We start from the raw sequence: 13,050 nt of genomic DNA, 5'->3' as shown, positions 1-13,050 counted from the left end.
CAGAGATTGTGGGTACAATAGGAGATAATAATTTTAATCATTAGGAGAAAAGCATGACTTATTCACGTCTAGCACGCTTGCAAGCCGAACAAGCGATGAAACAGGAAAAACGGAAATACAGCATTCGTAAAGTATCAACGATTGGTGCGACTTCAGCTTTGATTGGGAGCCTTGCCTTTATGTCAACACAGGCAAAAGCTGACGAAGCGACAACTGCTCAGACTGAAACATCAGTTGTTGCGGATAATGCTGTGCAAACCACTGACCAAACAGCAGATGTAGACAATACAGCAACAGCAACATCTACAGCAGCTGAAACACCAGCAGCAATATCAACTACAACAGCGTCAACAGAAGAAGCACCAGTAGTAAGCACAGCTACCAGTGCTGGTGAAGAAAATAACACAACTTCTGAAACTGCTGAAGCTACTGCTACGTCAGAAACAACAGCTGCTACAGCAACAGCAACTACTGTCAAAGAAAATGACGAAAAAGCAAACGCAGCTGACACAAGCAAGGCAGACAAAGTGCAAGCCACAGCAGAAGTGGACAAGCTAGCTGTTGATGAAAATGGACTGACTGAGTAAGCTAAAAAGATTGCTGAGGAAGCAGGACTTGACATCGCAAAATTAACAGACGCTCAAAAAACAGCGCTCAATAAGATTTACATGGATAGCATTGCTGAGACAGGCACTCAAATGACCTACAAGCAGTTCCAAGAAATCGCAGACACCTTGCTTGCCCAAGATGAACGCTACGCTATTCCTTACTTCAACGCTGCCGCTATCAAAAACATGAAAGCAGCAACAACTGTTGATGCGCAAACCAAGCAAGTCGCAGACCTTGATGTGTGGGATTCTTGGCCAGTGCAAGACGTGAAAACAGGTGAAGTGGTCAACTGGAATGGCTATCAACTGGTCGTTGCCATGATGGGTATCCCAAATACTAACGACAACCACCTCTACCTTCTCTACAATGACTACAAAGATAACAACTTTGATAATTGGAGAAATGCAGGCTCTATCTTTGGCTATGGTCTTGACGCAATCACACAGCAATGGTCAGGCTCTGCCATTGTCAACTCAGACGGCACGATCCAACTCTACTATACAAACGTAGACACTTCAGATAACAACTCTAACAACCAAATGCTAGCAACAGCTACTTTGACTCTAGCTGTTGAAAACGGTCAAGTGGTGATTAAGTCTGTGGATAACAACCGTATCTTGACTCCTAAAGGTGGAGACGGCTACTACTATCAAAGCTACAAGCAATGGCGTGCGACCTTTACAGGTGCGGACAACATCGCTATGCGTGATCCACATGTCATCGAAGATGAAGATGGACAACGTTACCTTGTTTTTGAGGCAAGCACTGGTACTCAAAACTACCAAGGCGAAAACCAAATCTACAACTGGAAAAACTACGGTGGTGACGCTGCCTTCAACGTTTCTAGTCTCTTTGATATCTTAGCAAACGAAGACATGCGTATCCGTGCATCCTTTGCCAATGCTGCTATCGGTATCGTGCGCTTGACAGGCAATGAAAAAACACCAAGCATCGCACAATACTACACACCACTTCTCTCATCAACGATGGTGAGTGATGAGATTGAGCGTCCAAACGTTGTCAAACTTGGCGGTAAATACTATCTCTTTGCAGCTTCTCGTCTCAACCACGGTAGTAACGACATTGCTTGGAACAAGGCAAATGAAGAAGTTGGCGACAACGTTGTCATGCTTGGTTATGTCTCAGACAAGCTCACATCAGGTTACAAACCACTCAACAAGTCTGGTGTCGTCTTGACAGCTTCTGTGCCAGCTGACTGGCGTACAGCGACTTACTCTTACTATGCTGTCCCAGTTGAAGGTTCAGATGATACGCTTCTTGTCACAGCCTACATGACAAACCGTAACGAAGTCGCTGGTAAAGGTAAGAACTCAACTTGGGCACCTAGCTTCTTGATTCAAATCTTGCCTGACGGGACTACTCGTGTGCTTGCTAAGATGACTGAACAAGGTGACTGGATTTGGGACGCAAGCAGTGAGACTCAGACAACTGTTGGAACACTTGAGACATCTTATCTCCCAGGTGAAAATGATGGCTATATCGACTGGAACCTCATCGGAGGCTACAACCTAAAACCACACATGCCATATAAACCAACAGACCCAACCCCTCCACACACACCAGAAAATCCAGATAAACCAGACACACCAACACCTGATAGCCCAACTCCAAACACACCAACGCCACCAAACAAAGGTCAAGGCAAAGTGCCAAACGTGCCTGCTATCGCAAAAGCTGGTATCCTACCTACTACTAGAGATAGTGACAACAGCCTAGTTGCAACTATCGGATTTGCTATTCTTGCTTCTATGACAGCTTACGTCGCATACGGTGGTTACAAACGCAAATACCAATAAGAAAAAGAGGGTTCTCCCTCTTTTTTGATAATAGTTAGAAAACGTTCGCAAAATCTGGCTTTTTATGGTATAATGCAGACACATAAGAAGTAGAAACTTCAAAAATTAGAAGGTGGTCATGAAAATGGGAAAATTTCAAGTTATTTCACATCCATTGATTCAACACAAGTTATCAATTTTGCGTCAAACCTCAACCTCAACAAAGGATTTTCGTGAGTTGGTCAATGAAATTGCGATGCTCATGGGTTATGAAGTATCACGTGATTTACCAGTAGAGGATGTTGAGATTCAGACACCAATGGCAAAGACAGTTCAAAAGCAATTGTCAGGGAAAAAACTCGCTATTGTGCCTATCCTACGTGCTGGTATCGGTATGGTTGATGGTCTTTTGAGCTTGGTACCTGCAGCTAAGGTTGGTCACATCGGTATGTACCGTGACGAGGAAACCTTGCAGCCTGTAGAGTATTTGGTAAAATTGCCAGAGGATATTGACCAACGTCAAATTTTTGTAGTAGACCCAATGCTTGCAACAGGTGGTTCCGCTATTCTTGCTATTGATTCTCTTAAAAAACGTGGCGCAGCCAACATCAAGTTTGTCTGCTTAGTTGCCGCACCAGAAGGGGTTAAGGCTCTGCAAGAAGCACACCCAGATATTGACATATACACTGCAGCACTCGATGAAAAACTAAACGAAAACGGCTACATTGTCCCAGGTCTTGGAGACGCTGGCGATCGCCTTTTCGGTACAAAATAAAAGCACACACAAACTGGTTTTTACCAGTTTGTTTTTTATTTAAAATCGTGTTTCTTATTTGACCTTTTTTGACCAATACGTTATAATAATAACAATTATCAAAGAAACGGAGAAAAAGGATTATGGTTCCAGTAGTTATTGAACAAACAAGTCGTGGTGAACGCTCTTATGACATTTACTCACGTCTTTTAAAAGACCGTATTATCATGTTGACAGGTCAAGTTGAGGATAATATGGCAAACTCTATCATTGCACAGCTCCTCTTCTTGGACGCTCAAGATAGCACTAAGGACATCTACCTTTATGTCAATACCCCAGGTGGTTCTGTGTCAGCAGGTCTTGCTATTGTCGATACGATGAACTTTATCAAAGCGGACGTGCAAACCATCGTTATGGGGATGGCGGCGTCTATGGGGACAGTTATCGCCTCAAGCGGAGCTAAAGGCAAACGCTTTATGTTGCCAAATGCGGAGTACATGATTCACCAACCAATGGGTGGTACTGGTGGCGGCACACAGCAAACAGACATGGCAATTGCTGCTGAGCACTTGCTTAAAACCCGCCAAAACCTTGAAAAAATCCTTGCGGATAATTCAGGACAACCCCTTGAAAAAGTACACTTGGACGCTGAGCGTGACAATTGGATGTCTGCTCAAGAAACCCTTGAGTATGGCTTCATTGATGAAATCATGGAAAACAACGCCCTAAAATAAGCGCTAAGTAAGCACCAGTCATTAGTGATTGGTGCTTTTGTTAAGCCCTAAAATAGTGTATAATGAAATTATGTTAATCATTGATGACCAGTTATTAGAGTTAGATAATACGATTGAGGAGCTTGTCACAGCGATCACTCAGACAGAGCAAGCAAGGGCTTATCAAGCGGCAAAGATAGCCTTTGATAGAGATGAGAGCTTACAAGAGATGATAGTTGATTTTACGCTTAAAAAGACAGCCTATGAGCAGGTGGCGGATTATGCTGCTTATCTACCAGAGGTTAAGGACAAGAAAAAAGCGCTCTATAAGCTCAAACGACAGCTTGATTTGCACCCAAAGGTCATAGCCTTTAGACAAGCAGAAGTAGCTCTCCAAGAGCTTTTAGCGAGCGTGACTACAGCTTTAGCGCAGGCAGTTTCACCAAAGGTTTTTGTCGATACAGGCTTGCCCCTAGCGCCTCATAAAGCTCCTCACAAGAAAAATGGTAGCACAATTAGAGAAAGTGACGAACATGATCAATAATGCCAAACGAAAGAGCTTAGCAGTTTATCTGTACTACAATCGTGATGTGAGAAAATTGCAAAAATACGGTGATATTTTGTACCACTCTAGGCGCATGCGCTATGTGATTTTATATCTCGATGCGATTTTATGTGAAGATACGATAGCTGAATTAGAAAAATTAAAATTTGTTAAGAAAGTGAGACCCTCAAAACAAGATGATCTTGATAGAGATTTTGTGGGAAATCTTTCTAGAATCGCAGCAGATGAACAATTAAAAATTACGCCACAAAAGGATATAACGCTACTCAAATAAAGGTGAAAGGGCTTTTTCTGAAAGCCTTTTTCAAATGATTTGCAATAAATTAAAAGAAAAGCCTTGACAGTTTTCTGATAATTCTGTATCCTTATACATGTATTTAATTTTAAGATAGAATTAAGGAGAAGGATAGATGAAGAAAAAATTTGCTCTTGCAGCAGTTGCCTTTATCTCTACTGTTTTTTTAGCAGCTTGTAGTTCTCCGCCTAGTGTCAGCTCATCAGCAGCTGGTACAGAGATTGGTGAGACATTTAAGCTTGGTTTGAACTTTGAGTTGACAGGAAGTGTGTCTGCTTATGGCTCGGCTGAGAAAAAGGGTGCCATGATGGCAGTCGAAGAATTGAACAAAGCTGGTGGTATTAACGGGAAAAAAATCGAAGTCACCTCTAAGGATAATAAATCAGATAACAGCGAGGCGGCGACGGTAGCGACGAGTCTTACGACTCAAGAAAAGGTCAATGCTATCGTTGGTCCAGCGACATCTGGTGCGACAGCGTCAGCAGCGCCAAGCTCACAGCTAGCAGGTGTTCCACTGGTGACACCGTCTGGTACGACAGATGACTTGACGGTTACGAAAAAAGGTGAAACCAAGGAGTACGTCTTTAGAACGACCTTTATCGACAGTTATCAAGGTCAAATCCTTTCAACCTTTGCTTCTAACAACCTCAACGCTAAGAAAGTTGTCCTCTACTACGATAACTCTAGCGATTACGGAAAAGGGATTGCTAAAGAGTTTAAAAAGCACTACAAAGGCACTATCGTTAGTGAGCTTGCCTTCCAATCAGGCGATACCGATTTCCAATCTGCCTTAACTAATATCAAAAAACTTGATTTTGATGCCATTATCATGCCAGGTTACTACAATGAAACAGGTACCATTATCAAGCAAGCCCGTGAAATGGGCATTAGTCAGCCGATTGCTGGACCAGATGGCTTTGCGGATGCCAAACTCATCGAGCTTGCCGGCAAGAAAAATGTCAATGACATTTACTACATCTCAGGATTTTCAGCAGCCAGCTCTGATAAAGCAGCAGCCTTTGCTAAAAACTATGAGAAAAAATATGGCGAAAAACCTTCAATGTTTGCTGCCCTAGCTTATGACTCTGTCTATATGGTCGCAAAAGCGAGTGAAAATGCTGAAAATTCAAAAGATATCGCAAAAGCACTGGCTAAGTTGAAGAATTTTGAGGGTGTGACAGGTAAGATGACTATGAACAGCAAGCACAATCCTGTCAAGTCAGTCCCTGTTATTGGTTTGACAAATGGCGTAGAAAGCTCATCAGTCATCGTCAACCCTGACGAGTAGGAAGTTTACATAGAGTTAGTAAGATGGGAAGTGGAGTGACTGCCAAGTCGTGTCAGGTTTCTTCTGCTTCCCTTATTATTTGTTAGAAAGTTGGGTGAACAACATGTTACAACAGCTCGTTAATGGGCTTATCCTAGGAAGCGTTTATGCGCTGCTCGCTCTAGGATATACAATGGTTTATGGTATCATCAAGTTGATTAACTTTGCTCACGGTGATATTTACATGATGGGGGCGTTTATCGGCTATTATCTCATCAATACCTATCATATGAATTTCTTTGTGGCGCTTGTCTTGACAATGGTTGTCACTGCCTTTTTAGGAGTGGTTATCGAGTTTCTCGCTTATCGTCCACTGCGCAATTCCACACGTATTGCAGCCTTGATTACAGCCATTGGTGTGTCCTTTTTCCTAGAGTACATCATGGTTTACTTTGTAGGGGCTGACAAGCGTGCCTTTCCACAAGCCATTGAGACCGTCAAATACAACCTAGGCTCTATCAGTATCACAAATGTGCAGCTGATTATCCTTTGTGTCTCTATCGTTTTGATGGTTGCCTTGCAGTTTATTGTCAAGCAAACCAAAATGGGGAAAGCCATGCGTGCGGTGTCTGTTGATAGCGATGCGGCGCAGTTGATGGGGATCAACGTCAACCATACTATCAGCTTTACCTTTGCCCTTGGCTCAGCGCTTGCAGGTGCTGCTGGGGTCTTGATTGGACTTTACTATAACTCAATCGACCCATTGATGGGGATGACACCAGGTATTAAAGCCTTTATCGCTGCTGTTCTTGGAGGAATTGGTATCATCCCTGGTGCAGCACTTGGTGGTGTGTTGATTGGATTGCTTGAGACCTTCTCTATCTCAGTTGGTTGGTCAAGTTTCAGAGATGCCGTTGTTTATGCTGTTTTGATTATTATTTTACTCATTCGTCCAGCAGGTATTCTTGGAAAGAATGTAAAGGAGAAGGTGTAAAACATGAAACAAAATCTAAAACCAATACTGTCTTGGGCTGCTGTCATTGTTGTAGTTTATCTTCTGCTCGCCTTTTTGACAGGTACAGGTATGTTAGGTGCCTACTACATTCAGATTATGATGGGAGTGGGTATCTCTATCATCATGGCTATGGGGACAAACTTAGTGCTTGGTTTCACAGGGCAATTTCCTCTTGGTCAAGCAGGATTTATGGCGATTGGAGCTTATGCGACAGCTATTATCACAGGCTACAATGACACTTATGCTGGCTTTTACCTCTCAATGTTAGTTGGTGTATTGATTGCTGGGGTGATTGCAGTCATCGTTGGTTTTCCAACGCTACGTCTAAAGGGAGACTATCTAGCGATTGCTACACTTGGGGTTGCAGAAATCATCCGTATCGCTATCGTCAACGGTGGTGAGCTTACTAATGGTGCGGCTGGTCTTACAGATATCCTCCAGTACACTTCATGGCCAGTTGTTTATGCCTTTGTTGTTGTGATTGCGATTTTGATGTTGAATTTCTTGCGTAGCTCTATTGGACGTGAGGTCATCTCAGTGCGCGAGGACGAGATTGCAGCTGAGTCTATGGGGGTTAATACGACCAAGATTAAGGTCATGACCTTTGCCTTTGCGGCTATGACAGCAAGTATCGCAGGTTCTCTTTATGTCGGCTACATCGGTACCGTTGTACCAAAAGACTTTACCATTATGAAGTCCATTGACTATCTCATCATCGCTGTGCTAGGTGGACTAGGCTCTATGACAGGAACCATTGTGGCTGCGATTGTGCTTGGTGTATTGAACATGTACTTGCAGAATTTCTCTGACTTGCGTATGGTCATCTACTCTCTAGCGCTTATCTTAGTCATGGTCTTTCGTCCAGGAGGTCTCCTTGGCACTCGTGAGTTGAAATTATCAACGCTCTTTAAAAAAGATAAGGAGGGCAAAAACTAATGGCACTTCTTGATGTCAAACATTTAACGAAAAACTTTGGCGGACTGACAGCTGTAGGGGATGTGACCTTGGAGCTAAATGAGGGTGAGTTGGTTGGTCTTATCGGACCAAACGGTGCTGGTAAAACAACACTCTTTAACCTTTTGACAGGCGTCTATGAGCCAAGTGAAGGGACGATTACACTGGATGGCAATCTCCTAAACGGCAAAAAGCCCTATCACATCGCAGCTCTTGGGCTTTCACGTACTTTCCAAAATATCCGTCTCTTTAAGGAAATGACTGTTTTAGACAATGTGCTTGTTGGGCTTGCTAACAGTCACAAGCAAAATATTGTCGCAAGTCTCTTGCGCCTACCAAGCTACTACAGTAGCGAAAAAGAGTTGAGACAAAAAGCCCTAGATTTGCTTGCTATCTTTGATTTGGATGGCGAGGCAGACACTTTGGCTAAGAATCTTCCTTATGGACAACAACGTCGTTTGGAAATTGTGCGTGCTCTTGCTACTGAGCCTAAGATTTTGTTTCTTGATGAGCCAGCTGCTGGGATGAATCCGCAAGAAACGGCAGAATTGACCCAGTTGATTCGTCAAATTAAAGAAGAATTTAACATCACAATCATGTTGATTGAGCATGATATGAGTCTTGTCATGGAAGTAACAGAGCGTATCTACGTTCTTGAGTATGGACGTGTGATTGCGCACGGAACGCCAGATGAGATTAAAAACGATAAGCGAGTAATCGAGGCTTATCTTGGAGGTGAAGCATAGTGAGTGCAATGTTAACAGTTGATAATCTATCCATCCATTATGGCGTTATCCAAGCTGTCAAAAATGTCTCCTTTGAGGTGAACGAAGGCGAGGTTGTGACGCTTATCGGAGCGAATGGTGCGGGTAAAACATCTATTTTACGTACCATCTCAGGGCTTGTACGCCCAAGTGAAGGCTCTATCTCTTTCTTGGAAGAATCTATCGAAAAAGCACCTGCTCGAAAAATCGTCGCCAATGGGCTATCACAAGTCCCAGAAGGACGTCATGTTTTTTCAGGATTGACCGTTATGGAAAATTTGGAAATGGGTGCATTCTTACATAACGACCGTGAGCAAAATCAAAAAAATCTGAAGATAATTTTTGAGCGCTTCCCACGCTTAGAGGAACGTAAGAATCAAGACGCTGCAACGCTCTCAGGTGGTGAGCAACAAATGCTTGCTATGGGGCGTGCGTTGATGAGCCGTCCTAAATTGCTCCTTCTTGATGAGCCATCTATGGGGCTTGCTCCAATCTTCATTCAAGAAATCTTTGATATTATCCAAGACATCCAAAAGCAAGGCACAACGGTGCTTCTCGTTGAGCAAAATGCCAACAAAGCGCTAGCTATTGCTGACCGTGGTTACGTGCTTGAGACAGGAAAAATCGTCCTCTCAGGTACTGGACAAGAGCTGCTCGCCTCTGACGAAGTGCGTAAAGCTTATCTTGGTGGTTAAAAAAACAGAAGCCTAGGCTTCTGTTTTTTGCATGGACTTGGTCTGTTGATAGGCTATAGAAATCATAGCCATTTAATCATTTTATTCTATGCGATTGCACAATTTCCTTTTTATCGTCTTTTTTCAGGTGCTATTATAACAAAATATCTTATTTTTGAAAATATGAGCAGAAAACGATGTGAAAACGGTTAAAAAAGTGATATAATAGAATAGAAAAAGATTTCGCTTTAGAAAGAGGAAAGAGCTATGGCAGTTAAAGATTATATGACAAAAAAAGTTGTGTTTATTTCACCAGATACGACGGTGGCGCAAGCAACAGACCTTTTGCGTGAGCAAGGTTTACGTCGTCTCCCTGTGATTGAAAATGACAAACTAGTCGGTATTGTGACAGAAGGCGTTATGGCGGAGGCAACGCCATCAAAAGCAACCAGTCTCTCTATCTATGAGATGAACTATCTGCTCAACAAGACTAAAATCCGTGATATTATGATTAAAAAAGTCTACACGGTGTCACGCTATGCTAGTCTTGAGGACGCTATCTACATCATGATGAAAAATAACGTGAGCATTTTGCCTGTTGTGGACAATGACCAAGTCTATGGTATCATCACAGACAAGGACATTTTCAAAGCATTCCTAGAAGTGTCTGGATATGGTGAAGTGGGAACTCGTCTTGTACTTTTAGGTGAGGATAGTGTAGGCACACTTGCCAAGGCTGTTGACGCTATTTCTAAAGCAGGAATTAATATCAAACGTATTGTGATTGCGGAGCACAATACGAGCAAATCCACTATTGAAATTCAGCTTGAAGGGCACCACTCTGATGATAAAGTCAAGGCGATTTTTTCGGATGTCCCTGTAACCATTGAGGCTGTTGAGCAAACGCAGGCTAAGGCTCTTTAAGTTGAAAACACCGCCACGCTTAGCGGTGTTTTTTTGCTGATTTTTTGGTACAATAGAAGAAATTACAAAAGGAGAACTACAGGCTATGACAAACGGCTACTTGCTATCATTTGAAGGACCAGATGGAGCAGGCAAAACAACGGTTTTAGAGAGGCTGCTTCCTCTTTTGAGAGAAGAAGTATCTCAGCCTATTTTAGTCACTCGTGAACCCGGAGGTGTTCAGATTTCTGAGCGTATTCGTGATGTGATTTTAGATGTCAGTCACACGCAGATGGATAGTAAGACGGAGCTTTTGCTCTACATCGCAGCTAGACGTCAGCACTGGGTGGAAAAGGTAGCCCCTGCACTAAATGAGGGCTGTCTTGTTTTGATGGACCGTTTTATTGATAGCTCGGTGGTCTATCAAGGAGCAGGGCGAGGGCTTGATAAGGCAGCTATTGCTTGGTTAAATGACTACGCTACTGATAAACGAAAGCCTGATCTGACCTTGTATTTTGATGTGCCGTCTGAAGTGGGCTTAGAGAGAATCAATCAAAATGCCAGTCGTGAGGTCAATCGCTTAGACTTAGAAGCGCTAGAACTTCACCAAAAGGTCAGAAATGGCTATCTGGCGCTGGCTGAGAGCGAGTCAGATCGCATTGTGACCATTGATGCGACAAAACCGCTTGATGAGGTCGTCAAAGAGACCTATGATACCGTTCTTAGATTTTTGGAGAAGGCTGTCCTATGACATCAGAGATTGAACAGTTACAACCTCAGCTTTTTCAGCAGTTTAAGACCATTTTACAGACCAATAGGCTCAGTCATGCTTATCTTTTTTCAGGTGGTTTTGCTAGCTTTGAGATGGCGCTATTTTTAGCGCAGAGCCGTTTTTGTGACAATCTCCAAGACAAGCTGCCCTGTGGTAGGTGTCGTTCTTGCCGTTTGATTAGTCAAGGGGAGTTTTCAGATGTCAAGCTGGTGACACCTAGTGGCAATAGTATCAAAACTGAAACTATCAGAAACTTGATTAAAGAATTTTCAAGTTCTGGCTTTGAAGGTGAAAATCAAGTCTTTATCATCAAAGACTGTGAAAAAATGCACGTCAATGCCGCAAATAGTCTCCTAAAAGTCATCGAAGAGCCACAGAGCTCGGTCTTGATTATTTTACTGACTAGCGACGAGAGTAAGGTGCTGGCTACTATCAAGAGTCGTACGCAAGTTTTTCATTTTCCTAGAAATCAAGCCTATCTCGAGCATATGGCGGAGCAAAAGGGCTTTCTAAAGAGCCAAGCTTATCTCCTAGCTGGTGTGGCAAAGGACAGTGCAGACCTCGAGCAGTTGATAGCAAACAATCAGAGCTTAGCGCTCATCAATGAGTGTCAAGAGTTTGTGGACATGCTGCTCAAAAATCGCAATCAAGCCTATCTTGAGGTTTCACGCTTAGCCGCACTTGCTAGTGATAAGTCTGAACAGGAGCTTGCTTATCAGTTTTTGACCTTGCTGCTAGCCAAACACCTCAATGAAAAAGCCGCACGAGCGCTTTTAGAAGGGCTCCATCAGTCCTATGACATGTGGAGAAAGAACGTCAGTTTTCAAAATGCACTAGAATATATGGTATTATCATGACACAAGTAGTAAAGATAAAAGATAGAGAAACAGGGCAGGTGAACTATCTGGAAACAGAAAGCGCCCTTGCTCTAGAGAGCTTTGTTGTTGTCAAGCACAAAAAAGGCACGCACTTGGCACAAGTCATCACAAAACCTAAAGAGATAGAGGCAAATCGCCTGCCAAGTAAACTGCCTACCTTTGTGAGACAGGCAAATCAGCGTGATTTTCAGATAGCGGATGAAAACCGAAAGCAAGCAGCAGACGCTTTTTCTGATGTCAATGAACTCATCAGGCGTAGCAAGCTCAAGATGAACCTAGTGACTATTGTTTTTCCGCTGGATCGTGACCATGTGCTGATTACCTTTACGGCTGATGGGCGTGTGGACTTTAGAGGTTTGTTGCGTGATTTGGCGAGCTATTTTCGTATGCGGATTGAGTTGCGTCAAATCAATAGCCGAGAGGAGTCAAAAGTCTATGGTGGTCTTGGACCTTGCGGGAGAGCGCTTTGCTGTTCGACTTTTCTAGGTGAGTTTCCGCCTGTTTCCATCAAAATGGTGAAAAATCAAGGCCTGTCTATCACCTCAGGCAAGGGCAATGGGCTGTGCGGACGGCTAAAATGCTGTCTCAATTACGAAGAAGCTTTTTATGAGGAAGCAATGGCTGACTTTCCTGATATTGGTGAGCTCATTGATACTCAAGATGGTCAAGGAGAGGTTTTAGCGATTGACATCTTTGCCAAAACCATCAAAGTCTCCTTAAAAGGAGCGGTGGTTCCTGTTATTTATACCCTAGAGGAGTTTCAATCACATGGATAAAAAAGAATTGTTTGACGCTTTTGATGATTTGACCCAAAACTTGATGGTCACTTTAGCAGAAGCTGATACGCTCAAAAAACAATTTCAACAACTCATCGAAGAAAATACCCAGTTGCGCATTGAAAACACCAAGTTGAGAGAGCGCTTGGGTCAGCTCGAGCATGAAAAGCAGGCTAAAAACTCGACGCAAGGAAAAGAGCACTTAGAGAGTATCTACGAGGATGGTTTTCATATCTGCAATTCCTTTTACGGACAGCGTCGTGAAAATGAAGAAGAGTGCATGTTTTGCCAAGAGTTGTTAGATAGGGGCTAGCC

At 43.1% G+C, this 13,050-nt stretch carries 13 protein-coding genes and 2 pseudogenes; all 15 read left to right on the top strand.

What is annotated here, in order from left to right; all coding sequences use genetic code 11:
* Nucleotides 1-95 precede the first annotated feature (95 nt).
* Nucleotides 96-2,426 (top strand): annotated as a pseudogene (locus tag G5B60_RS08515) (glycoside hydrolase family 68 protein).
* A gap of 124 nt (nucleotides 2,427-2,550) precedes the next feature.
* Entirely contained in the window at nucleotides 2,551-3,180 is a 630-nt protein-coding gene (upp, locus tag G5B60_RS08510; RefSeq protein ID WP_164684263.1) for a uracil phosphoribosyltransferase, read from the top strand.
* 116 nt (nucleotides 3,181-3,296) lie between these two features.
* Nucleotides 3,297-3,893, top strand: a pseudogene (locus tag G5B60_RS08505) (ATP-dependent Clp protease proteolytic subunit); the annotation flags it as partial.
* A 70-nt stretch (nucleotides 3,894-3,963) separates the two neighbouring features.
* On the top strand, nucleotides 3,964-4,416 hold the full coding sequence (locus G5B60_RS08500; protein ID WP_164683621.1) for a YlbF family regulator: 453 nt from the start codon (nucleotides 3,964-3,966) through the stop codon (nucleotides 4,414-4,416).
* Nucleotides 4,406-4,711 carry a DUF2129 domain-containing protein gene (locus tag G5B60_RS08495; RefSeq protein WP_164683620.1) on the top strand — a complete coding sequence of 102 codons (306 nt, stop codon included), beginning with the start codon at nucleotides 4,406-4,408 and terminating at the stop codon, nucleotides 4,709-4,711. Before G5B60_RS08500 ends, G5B60_RS08495 begins: the two co-directional genes overlap by 11 nt.
* A 136-nt stretch (nucleotides 4,712-4,847) precedes the next feature.
* The gene (locus G5B60_RS08490) at nucleotides 4,848-6,020 is read left to right on the top strand and encodes an ABC transporter substrate-binding protein (protein WP_164683619.1); all 1,173 of its coding nucleotides are present in this window, start codon (nucleotides 4,848-4,850) and stop codon (nucleotides 6,018-6,020) included.
* Nucleotides 6,021-6,123: 103 nt separating this feature from the next.
* Nucleotides 6,124-6,993, top strand: a complete 870-nt coding sequence (locus G5B60_RS08485) for a branched-chain amino acid ABC transporter permease (protein WP_164683618.1) — start codon at nucleotides 6,124-6,126, stop codon at nucleotides 6,991-6,993.
* A 3-nt stretch (nucleotides 6,994-6,996) separates the two neighbouring features.
* Nucleotides 6,997-7,950: a branched-chain amino acid ABC transporter permease gene (locus tag G5B60_RS08480; protein WP_164683617.1), complete on the top strand. Its 954-nt coding sequence runs from the start codon at nucleotides 6,997-6,999 to the stop codon at nucleotides 7,948-7,950.
* Entirely contained in the window at nucleotides 7,950-8,714 is a 765-nt protein-coding gene (locus G5B60_RS08475; protein ID WP_115268553.1) for an ABC transporter ATP-binding protein, read from the top strand. Before G5B60_RS08480 ends, G5B60_RS08475 begins: the two co-directional genes overlap by 1 nt.
* 8 nt (nucleotides 8,715-8,722) lie before the next feature.
* Nucleotides 8,723-9,427 (top strand): ABC transporter ATP-binding protein, encoded by a 705-nt coding sequence (locus tag G5B60_RS08470; protein ID WP_164684261.1) that lies wholly within the window; start codon nucleotides 8,723-8,725, stop codon nucleotides 9,425-9,427.
* 246 nt (nucleotides 9,428-9,673) lie between these two features.
* Nucleotides 9,674-10,330: a CBS domain-containing protein gene (locus tag G5B60_RS08465; protein WP_164683616.1), complete on the top strand. Its 657-nt coding sequence runs from the start codon at nucleotides 9,674-9,676 to the stop codon at nucleotides 10,328-10,330.
* A gap of 85 nt (nucleotides 10,331-10,415) precedes the next feature.
* Complete coding sequence (gene tmk, locus G5B60_RS08460; RefSeq protein WP_164683615.1) at nucleotides 10,416-11,060, top strand: dTMP kinase; 645 nt, start codon at nucleotides 10,416-10,418, stop codon at nucleotides 11,058-11,060.
* Nucleotides 11,057-11,938: a DNA polymerase III subunit delta' gene (locus tag G5B60_RS08455; protein WP_164683614.1), complete on the top strand. Its 882-nt coding sequence runs from the start codon at nucleotides 11,057-11,059 to the stop codon at nucleotides 11,936-11,938. The genes tmk and G5B60_RS08455 overlap by 4 nt, the downstream gene beginning before the upstream one ends.
* Complete coding sequence (locus G5B60_RS08450; protein WP_164683613.1) at nucleotides 11,935-12,735, top strand: PSP1 domain-containing protein; 801 nt, start codon at nucleotides 11,935-11,937, stop codon at nucleotides 12,733-12,735. Before G5B60_RS08455 ends, G5B60_RS08450 begins: the two co-directional genes overlap by 4 nt.
* A complete protein-coding gene (yabA, locus tag G5B60_RS08445; RefSeq protein ID WP_115268564.1) occupies nucleotides 12,728-13,048 on the top strand; it encodes a DNA replication initiation control protein YabA in 321 nt (106 codons plus the stop codon). Before G5B60_RS08450 ends, yabA begins: the two co-directional genes overlap by 8 nt.
* Nucleotides 13,049-13,050 lie beyond the last annotated feature (2 nt).

This window comes from Streptococcus hyointestinalis, assembly GCF_011039275.1.
GTDB lineage: Bacteria > Bacillota > Bacilli > Lactobacillales > Streptococcaceae > Streptococcus > Streptococcus hyointestinalis_A.
Note: the sequence above shows the minus strand (reverse complement) of the source record. Positions and strands in the feature narration are given on the sequence as shown.

What these genes read in the sequence shown, in the direction of transcription:
- G5B60_RS08470 (WP_164684261.1), top strand. Translation starts at nt 8,723, where the DNA reads ATGTTAACAGTTGATAATCTATCCATCCATTATGGCGTTATCCAAGCT.
- G5B60_RS08485 (WP_164683618.1), top strand. Translation starts at nt 6,124, where the DNA reads ATGTTACAACAGCTCGTTAATGGGCTTATCCTAGGAAGCGTTTATGCG.
- G5B60_RS08465 (WP_164683616.1), top strand. Translation starts at nt 9,674, where the DNA reads ATGGCAGTTAAAGATTATATGACAAAAAAAGTTGTGTTTATTTCACCA.
- G5B60_RS08490 (WP_164683619.1), top strand. Translation starts at nt 4,848, where the DNA reads ATGAAGAAAAAATTTGCTCTTGCAGCAGTTGCCTTTATCTCTACTGTT.
- G5B60_RS08450 (WP_164683613.1), top strand. Translation starts at nt 11,935, where the DNA reads ATGACACAAGTAGTAAAGATAAAAGATAGAGAAACAGGGCAGGTGAAC.
- upp (WP_164684263.1), top strand. Translation starts at nt 2,551, where the DNA reads ATGGGAAAATTTCAAGTTATTTCACATCCATTGATTCAACACAAGTTA.
- G5B60_RS08495 (WP_164683620.1), top strand. Translation starts at nt 4,406, where the DNA reads ATGATCAATAATGCCAAACGAAAGAGCTTAGCAGTTTATCTGTACTAC.
- G5B60_RS08480 (WP_164683617.1), top strand. Translation starts at nt 6,997, where the DNA reads ATGAAACAAAATCTAAAACCAATACTGTCTTGGGCTGCTGTCATTGTT.
- yabA (WP_115268564.1), top strand. Translation starts at nt 12,728, where the DNA reads ATGGATAAAAAAGAATTGTTTGACGCTTTTGATGATTTGACCCAAAAC.
- tmk (WP_164683615.1), top strand. Translation starts at nt 10,416, where the DNA reads ATGACAAACGGCTACTTGCTATCATTTGAAGGACCAGATGGAGCAGGC.
- G5B60_RS08455 (WP_164683614.1), top strand. Translation starts at nt 11,057, where the DNA reads ATGACATCAGAGATTGAACAGTTACAACCTCAGCTTTTTCAGCAGTTT.
- G5B60_RS08475 (WP_115268553.1), top strand. Translation starts at nt 7,950, where the DNA reads ATGGCACTTCTTGATGTCAAACATTTAACGAAAAACTTTGGCGGACTG.
- G5B60_RS08500 (WP_164683621.1), top strand. Translation starts at nt 3,964, where the DNA reads ATGTTAATCATTGATGACCAGTTATTAGAGTTAGATAATACGATTGAG.